Annotated in this window: 15 protein-coding genes; 12 read left to right on the forward strand and 3 right to left on the reverse strand. The window is 41.3% G+C overall.

Annotated elements, in window-relative coordinates; genetic code table 11:
• Positions 1-98 precede the first annotated feature (98 nt).
• The gene (locus tag LI149_RS12310) at positions 99-554 is read right to left on the reverse strand and encodes an aspartate carbamoyltransferase regulatory subunit (protein ID WP_005331128.1); all 456 of its coding nucleotides are present in this window, start codon (positions 552-554) and stop codon (positions 99-101) included.
• Between the two features lie 13 nt (positions 555-567).
• A complete protein-coding gene (gene pyrB, locus LI149_RS12315; RefSeq protein WP_040015297.1) occupies positions 568-1,485 on the reverse strand; it encodes an aspartate carbamoyltransferase in 918 nt (305 codons plus the stop codon).
• Between the two features lie 242 nt (positions 1,486-1,727).
• Here pyrB and pheA point away from each other — a divergent pair, with 242 nt between their 5' ends.
• From pheA to LI149_RS12335, 4 genes are all read left to right on the forward strand, one after another.
• Entirely contained in the window at positions 1,728-2,858 is a 1,131-nt protein-coding gene (gene pheA, locus LI149_RS12320; RefSeq protein WP_029730379.1) for a prephenate dehydratase, read from the forward strand.
• A 94-nt stretch (positions 2,859-2,952) separates the two neighbouring features.
• On the forward strand, positions 2,953-4,245 hold the full coding sequence (locus LI149_RS12325) for an ATP-binding protein (protein ID WP_227078196.1): 1,293 nt from the start codon (positions 2,953-2,955) through the stop codon (positions 4,243-4,245).
• 2 nt (positions 4,246-4,247) lie between these two features.
• A complete protein-coding gene (locus tag LI149_RS12330) occupies positions 4,248-5,462 on the forward strand; it encodes a DUF1015 domain-containing protein (protein WP_227078197.1) in 1,215 nt (404 codons plus the stop codon).
• Positions 5,463-5,509: 47 nt separating this feature from the next.
• A complete protein-coding gene (locus tag LI149_RS12335; RefSeq protein WP_173786206.1) occupies positions 5,510-6,445 on the forward strand; it encodes a sugar phosphate nucleotidyltransferase in 936 nt (311 codons plus the stop codon).
• Between the two features lie 56 nt (positions 6,446-6,501).
• Here the strand turns inward: LI149_RS12335 and LI149_RS12340 are convergent, their stop codons facing one another.
• Positions 6,502-8,241: an NFACT family protein gene (locus tag LI149_RS12340; RefSeq protein WP_173786207.1), complete on the reverse strand. Its 1,740-nt coding sequence runs from the start codon at positions 8,239-8,241 to the stop codon at positions 6,502-6,504.
• 150 nt (positions 8,242-8,391) lie between these two features.
• On the opposite strand from LI149_RS12340, the gene LI149_RS12345 reads away from it, so the two are divergent.
• The 8 genes from LI149_RS12345 to LI149_RS12380 all read left to right on the forward strand — a co-directional run bounded on the left by LI149_RS12345 (position 8,392) and on the right by LI149_RS12380 (position 14,557).
• Entirely contained in the window at positions 8,392-9,273 is an 882-nt protein-coding gene (locus LI149_RS12345; protein ID WP_005331095.1) for a YicC/YloC family endoribonuclease, read from the forward strand.
• A gap of 11 nt (positions 9,274-9,284) precedes the next feature.
• On the forward strand, positions 9,285-9,905 hold the full coding sequence (gene gmk / locus LI149_RS12350; RefSeq protein ID WP_173786208.1) for a guanylate kinase: 621 nt from the start codon (positions 9,285-9,287) through the stop codon (positions 9,903-9,905).
• A gap of 5 nt (positions 9,906-9,910) precedes the next feature.
• Positions 9,911-10,273 carry a DNA-directed RNA polymerase subunit omega gene (gene rpoZ / locus LI149_RS12355; protein WP_117495505.1) on the forward strand — a complete coding sequence of 121 codons (363 nt, stop codon included), beginning with the start codon at positions 9,911-9,913 and terminating at the stop codon, positions 10,271-10,273.
• Between the two features lie 85 nt (positions 10,274-10,358).
• A complete protein-coding gene (gene rimO / locus LI149_RS12360; protein WP_173786210.1) occupies positions 10,359-11,681 on the forward strand; it encodes a 30S ribosomal protein S12 methylthiotransferase RimO in 1,323 nt (440 codons plus the stop codon).
• Positions 11,681-12,223 carry a CDP-diacylglycerol--glycerol-3-phosphate 3-phosphatidyltransferase gene (pgsA, locus tag LI149_RS12365; RefSeq protein ID WP_005331091.1) on the forward strand — a complete coding sequence of 181 codons (543 nt, stop codon included), beginning with the start codon at positions 11,681-11,683 and terminating at the stop codon, positions 12,221-12,223. The genes rimO and pgsA overlap by 1 nt, the downstream gene beginning before the upstream one ends.
• Entirely contained in the window at positions 12,223-12,684 is a 462-nt protein-coding gene (locus tag LI149_RS12370) for a GNAT family N-acetyltransferase (RefSeq protein ID WP_005331090.1), read from the forward strand. The genes pgsA and LI149_RS12370 overlap by 1 nt, the downstream gene beginning before the upstream one ends.
• A 155-nt stretch (positions 12,685-12,839) precedes the next feature.
• Positions 12,840-13,532 (forward strand): iron-sulfur cluster assembly scaffold protein, encoded by a 693-nt coding sequence (locus LI149_RS12375; protein ID WP_005331089.1) that lies wholly within the window; start codon positions 12,840-12,842, stop codon positions 13,530-13,532.
• A gap of 14 nt (positions 13,533-13,546) precedes the next feature.
• Positions 13,547-14,557, forward strand: a complete 1,011-nt coding sequence (locus tag LI149_RS12380; protein ID WP_005331087.1) for a GGGtGRT protein — start codon at positions 13,547-13,549, stop codon at positions 14,555-14,557.
• Positions 14,558-14,617: the final 60 nt, after the last annotated feature.

A 14,617-nucleotide genomic window follows, 5' to 3' on the forward strand; every position in this document is an offset into this window, starting at 1 on the left:
CTTTGCGGACATTTAAGAAGATATAAAAAGATAGTCAAAAACACATATATAATTTCATAAATAAAAGATAACTGTCTGCATAGTTAAAACAGGAAGTTTTATTTGCGTTTACCAAGTCTTCCCTGATATTTTTCTTCGCAGTATTTGCAGCGGTATACTTCTTCGTCTGGATCGGTCAGTACGAAGACATGATCCAGTCCCTGCTCAATAGAAGTGATACAACGAGGATTTTTACAGCGGATCACATTGCGGATTTCGTGAGGAAGGTGAAGACATTTTTTCGCAACAACCTTCTCATTCTGGATAATGTTGACAGTAATGTTGTGATCAATGAAACCAAGGATGTCAAGATCCATAAAATCGATCGGACATTCGATTTTCATGATATCCTTTTTGCCCATACAGTTACTTTTTGCATTTTTGATAATTGCAACACAGCAGTCCAGTTGATCTAAGTGAAGATATTTGTAAATATCCATACTTCTTCCTGCCTGGATGTGATCCAGTACAAATCCTTCTGAGATCTGACCTACATTCAGTGTATTCTTAACCATAGTATATTCCTCCTTAGACTTCGATTTCCAGTAATGTCAGAATCAGAGCCATTCGAATGTATACTCCGTACTGAGCTTGAGCGAAATAAGCAGCTCTTGGGTCATCATCAACTTCAACAGCAATTTCATTTACTCTAGGAAGTGGGTGAAGTACATACATATCCTTTGGCGCAAGCTCCATCTTCTGAGCATCCAGTACATAAAAATCTTTCATACGGATATAGTCTTCTTCATTGAAGAAACGTTCTTTCTGTACACGGGTCATGTAGAGAATATCAAGCTTTGGAAGAGCATCTTCCAGACGAACGACCTCTTCGTACTGTGCATGTTCTTTATCGAGAACATCATTGCGGATATAACTTGGAACACGAAGTTCTTCTGGTGAGATCAGAATGAATTTTACATTTTTGTAACGCACCAGAGCGTGAATCAGAGAGTGAACGGTACGGCCAAATTTTAAATCTCCGCAAAGACCGATCGTGATATTATCAAGATGACCTTTTAAAGAACGGATCGTAAGCAGATCGGTCAGGGTCTGTGTCGGATGCTGATGTCCGCCGTCTCCTGCATTGATGACAGGGATTCTGGAATGCTCGCTGGCTACCAGCGCAGCTCCTTCTTTCGGATGTCTCATTGCACAGATATCCGCATAACAGGAAATCATACGAATTGTATCTGCAACAGTTTCCCCTTTTGTTGCAGAACTGGAATCGGCAGAAGAAAAACCAAGAACACTGCCTCCGAGATTAAGCATTGCTGCTTCATGACTGAGTCTAGTACGTGTACTTGGTTCAAAAAATAAAGTTGCTAATTTCTTTCCATCACATGCATGAGCATATTTCTTAGGGTTCTTTTCGATGTCCTGGGCTAAATCCATAAGATTGTCTAATTCTTCCACTGTGAAATCAAGTGGACTCATCAAGTGTCTCATAAAATCCTCCTTCGCGACGTTTACTTAAAAGTCTCTGTACATAATATAACAAACCTGTCAGATTTTCAATGTAAAAATTATTTTTTTTGAATGTAAAAAATAATTTTTTTGAATCTGTAATCAGGATAAGAATGTAAGGTGGATTTTAGATATGAAATGTATTATAATGCAATAGTGTCAGTATAGAGAGGCGAAGGATGCAAGTGATACTGACTATGGTATTTGTAAAGGAGACAAGATGGATGGCTACATTAGAAGAATTAAGAGGACAGTTAGATGTCGTAGATGATCAGATCGTGAAGTTATATGAAGAGCGAATGAAAATATGTGAACAGGTTGGAGAATATAAGGTCGAAGCAGGAAGAAAAGTATTTGACCGTGTAAGGGAGAAAGAAAAGCTTCAGAATGTAGCATCAAAAGTTTCTTCTGATTTTGATAAAAAAGGAATTCAGGAACTATATCAGCAGCTTATGTCCATGAGCCGCAAGTTACAGTATCAGCAGCTTGTGAAGGCAGGAGCTCTTGGAAGACTTCCTTTTATAGAGATTGATTCACTTGGCGTGGAGAAAGCGAGAGTCGTATTTCAGGGCATGGAAGGTGCTTATGGACAGGCAGCTATGAAGACCTATTTCGGAGAGGACTGCAACAGTTATTCCGTCCGTACATTCCGGGATGCAATGGAAGCAATCGAGGAGGGCGCCGCAGATTATGCAGTGCTTCCAATCGAAAATTCTACAGCAGGTGCGGTAAACGAAGTCTATGACCTTCTGGTAGAATTTGAAAATTATATTGTAGGAGAAGTCATAATTCCAATCACGCATACACTGGCAGGACTTCCAGGGACACAGCTTTCTGAACTGAAGCGAGTGTATTCTAAAGCGGAAGCGCTGATGCAGACGACCAGGTTTTTGGAAGAACACAGTGACTGGCAGCAGATCAGCGTGGCAAATACAGCTATTGCAGCAAAGAAAATCCTGGATGACCAGGACCGGACTCAGGCGGCAGTCTGCAGTGCCTATGCGGCAAAAGTCTACGGACTGGAAGTGTTGGAAGATAACATTAATGATGAATCCGGAAACTGTACAAGATTTATTATTGTGACGAACCAGAAGGTGTTCTTGAAAGGGGCAAAGAAGATCAGTATTTGCTTTGAGGTTCCACATGAGAGTGGATCGCTGTATCATCTACTGTCACATTTTATTTATAATGATCTGAATATGTCAAAAATCGAGTCCAGACCAATTGAGGGAAGAAGCTGGGAGTACCGTTTCTTTGTAGATTTTGAAGGCAATCTGGAAGAACCAGGTGTGAAGAATGCACTTAGGGGCTTGCGGGAAGAGAGCAGAAGCCTGAAGATACTTGGAAATTACTAATACCAGTGTGGGAGTGCCGGACATAGAGTAATCCGTTAGAGGATTTGTATAATAGAAAAACATAAAATGACATAAAAAAGGAGACATCGAGGAAATGAGAACGAATGAATTGATTTTATATAAAGATATGGAAGACGGGGAACTTCTCCAGGACATGACATTTCTTATGGAGAACTATAATAATGAATATTACAATGAGGACGATATGAAGAGTCTTCTGTATTCTACTATTGGTGATCTGACAGAGTTATCAGTCAGTCACGGATTTGAAGGAAATCTGTGGCATACTTATCTGACTTACCTTATGGTTAGTCATGAGAATGCATACAGCACTTCCTGTGAGATTGTCGGACCGGTCGAAGGAAGTATTAATATTGCAGCACTGCATGATTTTAAGATTTTTAAAGAACTGTTTGACTATGATTTCCAGAATCTTGGAGAGGTACTTGGAGAAGACGGACTTGCCATGATCCGGGATTACAAGGGGGTCAATGGACATGGACAGGTCTTCAATGAGAGAATCCGTGACCGTATCTGTGACCTTGCAAAGACACTTGATGGAACGAAATGTGCAGAAGAATTTAAAGAGAAAGTAACACAGTTCTACAAGGAATTTGGCGTTGGCAAACTGGGGCTTCATAAAGCATTTCGTATTGAGCATACCGAAGAAGGGGCAAGAATCGTGCCGATCACAAAGATTGCTCACGTGCACCTGGATGATCTGGTGGGATACGAGATGGCAAAGAAAAAACTGATCGACAATACAGAAGCATTTGTTATGGGAAGAAAATCCAATAACTGTCTGTTATTTGGAGATGCCGGAACCGGAAAATCTTCTTCTATCAAGGCAATCCTGAATCAGTATTATGATCAGGGCCTTCGTATGATCGAAGTCTATAAGCATCAATTCCAGGATCTCAATAATGTAATTGCGCAGATCAAGAACCGTAATTACAAGTTCATCATATACATGGATGATCTGTCATTCGAGGAATTTGAGATTGAATATAAATATCTGAAAGCGGTCATCGAGGGAGGACTTGAGAAAAAACCAGATAATGTGCTTATTTATGCAACATCTAACCGAAGACATCTGATCCGTGAGACGTTTAAGGATAAAGAAGATAGAGATGAGGAATTACATACAAATGATACCGTACAGGAAAAGCTGTCACTGGTAGCAAGATTTGGTGTGACGATCTACTTTGGAAGACCACAGAAACGAGAGTTTCAGGAAATCGTGTGCCAGCTTGCTAAGAGAAATAATCTTAATCTAACGGAGGAGGAACTCCTGGCAGAGGCAAATAAATGGGAGTTAAGTCACGGAGGAATGTCAGGAAGAACTGCACAGCAGTTTATTGATTATCTGGCAGGAAAAGAGGCGTAATCATGAATGTATTTTTGCCGGCAGATATTCTGATTCCGGATGTAGAAAGCATGGAGAAGTGGTCGGTGATTGCATGCGACCAGTTCTCTTCGCAGCCAGAATACTGGAAAGATGTAAAAGAGACGGTAGGGGATGCACCATCTTCCTTTCATTTGATCTTTCCGGAAGCAGAATTGGAAGATGTGGACGAGAATGAAAAGATAAAGACAATCAATTGGAATATGCAATCATATCTTGAACAGGGAATTTTTCAGAAATATGAAAAATCCTATGTTTATGTAGAGAGAACCCTTAAAAATGGCAGTATTCGAAGAGGGCTGATCGGGATGATTGATCTGGAAGCATATGATTATTCGGAAAATAGTTCTTCCAGAATCCGTGCGACGGAAAAGACAGTGACCTGTAGAATTCCGCCAAGAGTCAGAATCCGTGAGGATGCGCCTGTCGAATTGCCACATGTATTACTTTTGTGTGATGATAGAAGTGATGGGTTGATAGAATGGCTGAGCGGGAAAAAGGAAGAAATGCGTAAGATTTATAATTTTAATCTTATGAAAGAAGGCGGACATATCAGTGGCTGGCTGGTGTCTGGAAAACTCGCAAAAGATTTTGAAAAGAAGATTACATCTTATGAGAATATAAGTGCAGAGATGCCTTATGCGGTTGGCGACGGGAATCATTCACTGGCTACAGCAAAAGTATGTTATGAAAATTATAAAAAAACACATTCCGATACAGAAAATGCAAATGCTCCGGCAAGATATGCGATGGTGGAGCTGGAAAATATTCACGACAAAGCGTTGGAATTTTCTCCGATTCATCGAATTGTTACAGAGACAGATGAAGAAGCATTATTGGATGAGCTTCAAAAAACATGTTGCGCCCCGAATGGATATCCAGTACAATGGTATACGAAAGAGCGCCAAGGTGTTCTTTATTTAAATCCGAACAAAAGTAGGCTTGCAGTCGCAATTTTACAGAATTTTTTAGACGGATATCTGAAAAACCATAGAGGGCAGATGGATTATATACATGGAGAAGAGGCATTAAAGAACCTGGCAGAGAAGGAAAATGCGGTTGGCTTTTTATTGCCTGCAATGGAGAAAAGAGAGTTGTTTCCTTACGTGACTGAAAGTGGAACACTTCCAAGAAAGACATTTTCCATGGGACATGCGACGGAGAAAAGATATTATTTGGAAGCAAGACAGATTCGCTGATATGACTAGAAAAGATAAAATCATAATAATGATATGGAGGTAAAAGGATGAAAACATCATTAGTTATTATGGCTGCCGGGATCGGTTCCAGATTTGGTGGAGGAATTAAGCAGTTAGAGCCGGTTGGAATGCATGGAGAGATCATTATGGACTATTCCATTCATGATGCAATCGAAGCTGGATTTAACAAGATTATATTTATTATCCGCAAGGACATAGAGGAAGCCTTCCGGGAGGTTATCGGAGAGAGAATCGAAGCTATCTGTAAACAATTAAACGTAGAGATTGACTATGCATTTCAGGCAATCGACGATCTTCCAAAAGGAGTAAAACTTCCAAAAGACCGTACAAAGCCATGGGGAACAGGTCAGGCAGTTCTGGCATGTAAGGGTCTTATAAAAGAGCCATTTGCGGTAATTAATGCAGATGACTATTATGGAAAAGAATCATTTTTTAAACTGCATGATTTTCTGGAGGAGTACACACCAGAGAAACCGACAGATTTTTGTGCGGCAGGGTTTATTCTGAAGAATACACTCAGTGAAAACGGCGGCGTTACAAGAGGTGTATGCCAGGTCAATGAGAATGGATACCTGACCGGAATTAACGAGACAAAGAACATTGTAAAAGTGGGAAATAAGGCAGCAGTTCAGAAAGAAGACGGACAGGAGCCAATTGATGAGAATTCCCATGTATCGATGAATATGTGGGGACTGACACCGGAGTTCGTAGAGACACTGGAAAAAGGATTCAAGGAATTTTTTGAAAAACCAGATGTGGATGTGCTAAAGGGAGAGTATCTGCTTCCGATTTACATTGATGAGTTACTTCAGAAAGGCGAAGTGACTGTAAAAGTCCTTGAAACACAGGATAAATGGTTCGGAGTTACTTACAAAGAAGATAAGGACTCAGTTGTAGAATCTTTCAAGAAGTTGATTGAAGAGGGCGTTTATAAAGAAAAGCTGTTTGATGATATTCTGTAATAAATGATAGAATAAGTGAAAATCGCAAGTACAATACGAAAAAGGTCGTGCGGGAATTAATCCTGCACGACTTTTATGTTGCTGATGTCAGAGTCAATAACGAGAGAGTAGTTTGTATAATAAACCACAAACCCGGGTTTTGCTCCGTTTGGTTTCTTGACATGCTTCTTTTCAATGTAGTCAATCTCGACTTTATCACTGCCGTGGTTCTTAGAATAATAAGCAGCCAGCCGTCCGGCTTCTTCAAAAGTACGGTCCGGAAGTTCATCGCCATTTGTCTTGACAATGACGTGGGATCCGGGAGCACCTTTTGCGTGAAACCACCAGTCACCGCCATTTGCAAAAGAGAAAGTCAGTTCATCGTTCTGGATATTATTTTTACCAACGTAAATGTCATATCCGTCACTGGAGATGTAGTGCATTGGTTTGTTAGTCAGTTTTACTTTTTTCTTTGTGAATTTTCTGCGCACATAGCCGCTGGCAGTCAATTCTTCTTTGATCTGTCCCAGATCCGCTTCGTTTAGAGCAATGTCCAGAGAGTTGCTGACGGATTCCAGATAGCGGATTTCATCAGCTGTCTCCTGGATCAGTTCGGACAGCGCCTCGAAAGTACGCTTCTGCTTATTGTATTTTGCAAAATATTTTTGTGCATTTTCCTGAGGAGTTTTCTGTGGATCCAATGGAATCGTAATATCTTCGTTCGTATAGTAATTCAGGCAGGTCAATGACTTTGCTTCCGAATCCAGGTTGTAACCATAAGTGTTGATCAGTTCTCCGTAAACTTTGTATTTTTCACGGCCTTCGGTTCCTTGTAGTTGTTTGGATTGTAAGTCATATTTTTTCCTTGCACGTTCCAGATTCGTCTGCACAACATGGCGCAGGTCTGCACTTTTCTGACGTATCCGTGTTACGGTGTTGCGAGTCGCATAATAAGTGCGAAGCACACGTGAGATGGAATCGAAGCATTCTGCCCGGTAATTTCCGTAATGAGAAAATGGAATGGCGGTGAATTCTTTTGGCACTTCGTTGCTATAGTAAATCACTGGGTGGAAATTTCCTTCCTTCAGGTCTTCGATATAGTAGGAAAACTGGCGGTACAGGTGAATGAGCATATCTTCGGAAATGTCGGAAGCCGGAATATCCGTATCCAGTCCGGACTCCGAGACGATATGTTCCGCTACTACAGGACTGATACCGGTAAAGCTTGTGTAGATTGCTTTCCCAAGGGCAGCAGGTTTTTCTCTCAGTGCCAGGACAAAGTTTTTAAAAGAAACTGTGAGCGGGTCCAGTTTAGACATCGTGTCCGGGATGAAATAGGTTCTTCCAGGAAGGACTTCCCGGACAGAACTCATTTGTGCGGAAACATGCTTAATGCTGTCCAGAATCTTATCTTTATCATCGCAGAAGATGATATTGCTGTGCTTGCCCATGATTTCTACGATCAGACGCTTACGGCAAAGGTCCCCCAGTTCATTTAAATGCTCAATATCAAAGAATAAAATACGTTCCAGACCAGGCTGTGAGATAGCTGTGATACGCCCATTCCCAACATATTTGCGAAGAAGCATACAAAAACCAGGTGCAGTCATAGGACTCGGTTTATTCTCATCAGTGAGATAAATCAGTGGAAGAGATGCACTTGCAGAAATATATAGTTTGCGTTGTCCTTCGGGTGTTTTTATTGTGATCAACAGCTCGTCTGGTTCCGGCTGTGCAATTTTGTAGATGCGTCCACCCAGGATAGAATCGGAAAGTTCTTTTCGGACTGCTGCGATTGTTGTTCCGTCAAATGCCATAATATAAGCACTCCTTTAAAATAATGTTATAAATGTATGATAAATGTTTACTTTTCATATCATACCATAGTTGACTCAAAAATCCAAATGAAGTATAATAAAACGTACGGTTAAAACCGTATTTATTACTGAAAAGAAGAGGTAATACACATGATCAAGAGTATGACCGGTTTCGGAAGATGTGAAATATCAGAGGGAGACCGCAAGTTTACCGTAGAGATGAAAGGTGTGAATCACCGCTATCTGGATATGAGTATCCGTATGCCGAAGAAACTGAATTTCTTCGAGACGGCAATCCGGACAGAGATTAAGAAAAGAATCCAGAGAGGAAAAGTAGACATCTTTATCAGCTATGAGGATTTATCTGACGGACAGGTTTCATTAAAGTATAATGAAAGTCTGGCAGCAGAATATCTTGAATATTTCAAGCAGATGGAAGAAAAGTTTGGCATTGAGAATGATGTCCGTGTGTCTGCACTTTCCAGATATCCTGAGATATTTACAATGGAAGAGGGCAGTGAGGATACCGATGAACTTTGGAAGGGACTTAAAAAAGCACTGGATGGAGCCGTTGACGGATTTGTAACTACAAGGACTGCAGAGGGAGAACATCTGAGAGAAGATATTCTTGCAAAGCTCGATGGAATTCTTGAGATGGTAGCATTTATCGAGGAGCGTTCTCCGAAGATCGTTGCCGAGTATAGAGAAAAGCTGGAAGCCAAAGTTAAAGAACTTCTTGAAGATACGCAGATTGAGGAGAATCGTATTGCAGCAGAAGTTGTGATTTATGCAGATAAGATCTGTACAGATGAAGAGGTCGTACGACTGAAGAGTCATGTCGTACATATGAAAGAGACGCTCCAGTCAGATGAGGCAGGAATCGGACGCAAGCTTGATTTTATTGCACAGGAGATGAACCGTGAAGCAAATACAATCTTGTCAAAGGCAAATGACTTGGAAGTTTCCAATACAGGAATTGGGTTAAAGACAGAGATTGAGAAGGTCAGAGAACAGATCCAGAACATTGAATAAGAGGTATAGCTATGAATAAAGAGGGAATTCTTATTGTAGTATCCGGGTTTTCCGGTGCCGGCAAAGGTACGATTATGAAAGCACTTCTGGAGAGATATGATAATTATGCATTATCCATCTCTGCAACAACAAGAAACCCAAGACCGGGAGAAGAAGAAGGAAAGGCTTATTTTTTCAAAACAACGGAAGAATTTGAAAAAATGATTGCGAAAGATGATTTGATAGAGTATGCTATGTACGTGGGAAATTATTACGGAACACCGAAAGCATATGTGGAAGAGCAGCTTCGTGCAGGGAAAGATGTAATCCTAGAGATTGAAATCCAGGGCGCATTGAAAGTCAAAGAAAAATTTCCGAATACATTATTACTGTTCGTAACACCTCCGAGCGCAGAAGAACTCAGAAAGCGTCTGGAAGGACGGGGGACTGAGACACAGGAAGTCATCGATGGGCGTATGAAGCGCGCTATTGAAGAGGCAGAATATATGGATCAGTATGATTATCTGGTCGTGAATGATGAATTAGATGTGTGCGTGGAAGAGATGCATCATCTGATTCAGGGAGAACATGAGAGATGTTTCCGTAATCGGACATTTATAGAGCATATGAAGAGAGAGTTGAAAGGAGAATAGTGTACATGTTACATCCATCTTACACAGACTTAATGAAGGTCGTTAATAAAGACGTTGAGGAAGGCGAGACAAAGGTTGTTAACAGCCGTTATTCTATCGTTATGGCTACAGCTAAAAGAGCACGAGAGATTATTGATGGTTCTATGCCATTAGTAGATACAAAGCCGGGTGAGAAGCCGCTTTCTATCGCGATCAGCGAGATGAATCAGGGAAAGATCACTATACTTGCTGAAGAAGAGGCTGCAAAACTTGCGGAACTGGAAGCAAAGCAGGCAGAGGAGAATGCAGAGGAAGATTTCTTGAATATTCAGGAAGAGGATTCAGAGGAAGACGCAGAAGCAGTAGAAGAGTCTGAAGATAACGAATAGAGAGATTACTACACGGTGTGCCGTGTGCCTGAGGCAGATACCGTCTGGTATCTGCTTTTTAAATAAGACATACAAGGAGAACTATATGAATATTTTATTTATATCCCTCGGCTGCGATAAGAACCTGGTGGATTCAGAGGTCATGCTTGGACTTTTGGATAAAAAGGGATATCAGATCGTAGATTCAGAAGAAGACGCAGATATTATTGTTGTTAATACCTGCTGTTTTATTCATGATGCAAAGGAGGAAAGTATTCAGACCATTCTTGAGATGGCAGAGTACAAAAAAGAAGGGAAGCTGAAAGCTCTGATCGTGACCGGGTGTCTGGCACAGCGCTATCAGCAGGAGATTATTGACGAGATACCGGAAGTTGATGCAGTACTTGGAACTACTTCTTATGATCATATCGTAGAAGCGGTGGAAGAGGCTCTTGCGGGAAATGGACATGTTGTTCTGGAAGATGTGGATGCACTTCCAGATGTAAAAGAAAAGAGACTTGTAACAACAGGCGGGCATTATGCATACATGAAAATTGCCGAAGGCTGCGACAAGCATTGTACTTACTGTATCATCCCAAAACTTCGTGGTAATTACCGCAGTGTTCCGATGGAGAAGCTGCTGGCAGAAGCGAAAGACCTGGCTGATCAGGGAGTAAAAGAATTGATTCTTGTTGCACAGGAAACGACCGTATACGGAAAGGATTTATATGGAGAGAAATCTTTGCATAAATTGCTCCGCGAGCTTTGTAAAATATCCGGAATCCAGTGGATCCGAATTCTTTATTGTTATCCGGAGGAGATTTACGATGAACTGATTCAGACGATTAAAGAAGAAAATAAAGTCTGTCACTATCTGGATCTTCCGATTCAACATGCAAGTGACGCAGTGCTAAAAAGAATGGGAAGAAGAACTTCAAAAGCTCAGCTTGTAGAGATCATTGAAAAGCTTCGAAAAGAGATCCCGGATATTTCTCTTCGTACCACATTGATCACAGGATTTCCGGGTGAGACACAAGAACAGCATGAAGAGCTGAAGGATTTCGTAGATGAGATGGAATTTGACAGACTTGGAGTTTTTACTTACTCACCGGAGGAAGATACACCAGCTGCAACTATGACAGAGCAGATTCCGGAAGAAGTCAAGGAAGACCGCCAGGCAGAATTGATGGAACTTCAGCAGGAAATCGCATTTGATCTGGCAGAAGATATGGTCGGACGTGAAGTTCTCGTTATGATTGAAGGAAAAGTTGCAGATGAAAATGCATATGTAGGAAGAACTTATAAAGATGCACCGAATGTGGATGGCTTGATTTTTATCAATACAGACGAAGAATTGATGAGTGGAGATTTTGTAAGAGTCCGCGTGACCGGTGCACTGGAATATGATTTGATAGGAGAGCTGATATAATGAATTTACCAAATAAACTGACAGTATTACGAGTTATCATGGTTCCGTTTTTTGTATTTTTTATGTTGACTGATGTGGGAGGACCGGCAAATAAATGGATCGCGTTAGTTTTGTTCTGTGTTGCCAGTCTGACAGATATGCTGGATGGTAAGATCGCCCGTGCAAGAAATCTTGTGACAAACTTTGGAAAGTTCATGGATCCTTTAGCAGATAAGCTGCTTGTGTGTTCTGCTATGATCTGTATGATTCCGTTAGGAAAATTACAGGCATGGTTCGTCATCATCATCATTGCCCGTGAGTTTATTATTAGCGGATTCCGCCTTGTGGCTGCAGATAATGGAATTGTCATCGCAGCAAGTTACTGGGGTAAATTTAAGACAGTATCCCAGATGTTCATGATCATTGTATTGATTGCAGATCTTGGAGGTGTGTTCGATATCGTTGGCACAGTTCTGATCTGGCTTTCACTGATCCTGACAGTTGTATCACTGATCGACTATATTGCAAAGAATGTGCAGGTGCTGACACAGGGAGGTATGTAATGATCGTACGTGAACTGGAAAAACAGGAAAGAAAATACGCTCTGGATATTATCTGGAGCGTTTTTTGCATGGATGTGGCCGAGGTGTATGAACAGGAAGGGATTGATACATTTCGTGAATATTTAAAACAGGAGAATATCGACCAGCTCTGTGATAGCGGCGAACTTCTGATGTTCGGTGTATTTGAACAAGAAGAACTGGAAGGAACCATATCCCTTCAGAGGCGGGGACACATTTGCAATTATTATGTGCGCAGATCCTGTCAGGGAAAAGGTGCTGGAAGGTTACTTTTTGACTATGCGAAAAGGTATTGTAAGGAAGAACTGCATAAGACGATTATGACCGTTGATGCTGCTCCGGAGGCGGTGAAAAAATATATCCACATGGGCATGAAACCAATCGATGAGATGCAGATGATACATGGAAAATGTTATGTGCCTATGGCAATGGAAATTCTTTAGTAGAATGACTATAAAAAGCGGTCCAAACAATTTAAAAATGTAGCGTAGTGCCAATTGACGAAAAATGTTATTTATGAGAGAATAAAAAAGGATATGGTGTTAAACTTATAACAAACACTATTTATAAAACACACATAGTTGAAAGGAGTTTTAAAATGATTTATTCACAAGAAGTAGAAATGATGTGTCCGGTAGCGCAGGGCGCTAATCACGGACCAGCTCCGATTCCGGAAGAGGCAAAATGGGTTCAGGCTAAGGAGATCAAAGATATTTCCGGTTTTACACACGGCATTGGCTGGTGTGCTCCTCAGCAGGGTGCTTGTAAGCTGACACTGAATGTGAAAGATGGAATTATCCAGGAGGCATTGGTTGAGACAATCGGCTGCTCCGGAATGACACATTCAGCTGCTATGGCTTCAGAAATCCTTCCAGGAAAAACTATTTTAGAGGCATTGAATACAGACCTTGTCTGTGATGCAATCAATACAGCAATGCGTGAGTTATTCTTACAGATTGTATATGGAAGAACTCAGAGCGCATTTTCTGAAGACGGACTTGCTATCGGAGCAGGACTTGAGGACCTTGGAAAAGGACTCCGCTCTCAGGTAGGAACAATGTACGGAACATTAGCAAAAGGACCTCGTTATCTTGAGATGGCAGAGGGTTATGTAACAGGTATCGCACTCGATGAAGCAGGCGAGATCATCGGATACCAGTTCGTAAATCTTGGAAAACTTACAGACTTCATCAAAAAAGGCGATACACCGAATGATGCATGGGAAAAGGCAAAAGGACAGTATGGTCGTGTTGAAGACGCAGCAAAGATTATTGACCCAAGAAAAGAGTAGGAGGACTTTTTAAAATGGCTTTATTTGAATCATATGAAAGAAGAATTGATAAAATCAATGAAGTGCTGGCAGGTTATGGAATCGCTTCAATCGAGGAAGCACAGAAGATTACAAAAGATGCCGGACTTGATGTATACAATCAGATTAAGAGCATTCAGCCAATCTGTTTTGAGAACGCATGCTGGGCTTACACAGTAGGTGCTGCAATTGCAATTAAAAAAGGCTGTAAGACAGCAGCAGAAGCAGCAGCAGCAATCGGTGAAGGACTTCAGTCTTTCTGTATTCCAGGATCTGTAGCAGATCAGAGAAAAGTTGGTCTTGGACATGGTAACCTTGGAAAGATGCTTCTGGAAGAGGATACAGACTGCTTCTGTTTCCTTGCAGGACATGAGTCATTTGCAGCGGCAGAGGGTGCGATTGGTATCGCTGAAAAAGCAAACAAAGTTCGTAAAAAACCACTTCGTGTTATCTTGAACGGACTTGGAAAAGACGCAGCTAAGATTATCTCCCGTATCAATGGATTTACATATGTTCAGACAGAATATGACTACTATACAGGAGAGCTGAAAGAGGTTCAGAGAATCTCTTATTCTGACGGACTTCGTTCCAAAGTAAACTGCTATGGAGCAAATGATGTACGTGAAGGTGTTGCAATCATGTGGAAAGAGGGTGTAGATGTATCTATCACAGGTAACTCTACAAACCCGACACGTTTCCAGCATCCAGTAGCAGGAACGTACAAAAAAGAGTGTGTTGAGAAAGGTAAAAAATACTTCTCAGTAGCATCTGGTGGTGGTACAGGACGTACACTTCATCCAGATAACATGGCTGCAGGTCCAGCATCTTATGGTATGACAGATACACTTGGACGTATGCACTCAGATGCACAGTTTGCAGGATCATCTTCTGTACCGGCTCACGTAGAGATGATGGGTCTCATCGGAGCAGGTAACAACCCGATGGTTGGTATGACTGTTGCAGTAGCAGTTTCCGTTGAGGAAGCAGCAAAAGCTGGCAAATTCTAAGAAACCGCCAGAAAAGCAAGAAATAATAATGGAATAATGAGAGGAGCTTAGCGTATGCTA

Source organism: Dorea sp. 210702-DFI.3.17 (assembly GCF_020560825.1).
In the GTDB taxonomy this organism is placed as follows: Bacteria; Bacillota; Clostridia; order Lachnospirales; family Lachnospiraceae; genus Dorea; species Dorea formicigenerans.

What these genes read in the sequence shown, in the direction of transcription:
- rpoZ (WP_117495505.1), top strand. Translation starts at nt 9,911, where the DNA reads ATGTTACATCCATCTTACACAGACTTAATGAAGGTCGTTAATAAAGAC.
- LI149_RS12380 (WP_005331087.1), top strand. Translation starts at nt 13,547, where the DNA reads ATGGCTTTATTTGAATCATATGAAAGAAGAATTGATAAAATCAATGAA.
- pyrB (WP_040015297.1), bottom strand. Translation starts at nt 1,485, where the DNA reads ATGAGACACTTGATGAGTCCACTTGATTTCACAGTGGAAGAATTAGAC.
- LI149_RS12325 (WP_227078196.1), top strand. Translation starts at nt 2,953, where the DNA reads ATGAGAACGAATGAATTGATTTTATATAAAGATATGGAAGACGGGGAA.
- LI149_RS12375 (WP_005331089.1), top strand. Translation starts at nt 12,840, where the DNA reads ATGATTTATTCACAAGAAGTAGAAATGATGTGTCCGGTAGCGCAGGGC.
- LI149_RS12335 (WP_173786206.1), top strand. Translation starts at nt 5,510, where the DNA reads ATGAAAACATCATTAGTTATTATGGCTGCCGGGATCGGTTCCAGATTT.
- rimO (WP_173786210.1), top strand. Translation starts at nt 10,359, where the DNA reads ATGAATATTTTATTTATATCCCTCGGCTGCGATAAGAACCTGGTGGAT.
- LI149_RS12310 (WP_005331128.1), bottom strand. Translation starts at nt 554, where the DNA reads ATGGTTAAGAATACACTGAATGTAGGTCAGATCTCAGAAGGATTTGTA.
- LI149_RS12340 (WP_173786207.1), bottom strand. Translation starts at nt 8,241, where the DNA reads ATGGCATTTGACGGAACAACAATCGCAGCAGTCCGAAAAGAACTTTCC.
- gmk (WP_173786208.1), top strand. Translation starts at nt 9,285, where the DNA reads ATGAATAAAGAGGGAATTCTTATTGTAGTATCCGGGTTTTCCGGTGCC.
- LI149_RS12345 (WP_005331095.1), top strand. Translation starts at nt 8,392, where the DNA reads ATGATCAAGAGTATGACCGGTTTCGGAAGATGTGAAATATCAGAGGGA.
- pgsA (WP_005331091.1), top strand. Translation starts at nt 11,681, where the DNA reads ATGAATTTACCAAATAAACTGACAGTATTACGAGTTATCATGGTTCCG.
- pheA (WP_029730379.1), top strand. Translation starts at nt 1,728, where the DNA reads ATGGCTACATTAGAAGAATTAAGAGGACAGTTAGATGTCGTAGATGAT.
- LI149_RS12370 (WP_005331090.1), top strand. Translation starts at nt 12,223, where the DNA reads ATGATCGTACGTGAACTGGAAAAACAGGAAAGAAAATACGCTCTGGAT.
- LI149_RS12330 (WP_227078197.1), top strand. Translation starts at nt 4,248, where the DNA reads ATGAATGTATTTTTGCCGGCAGATATTCTGATTCCGGATGTAGAAAGC.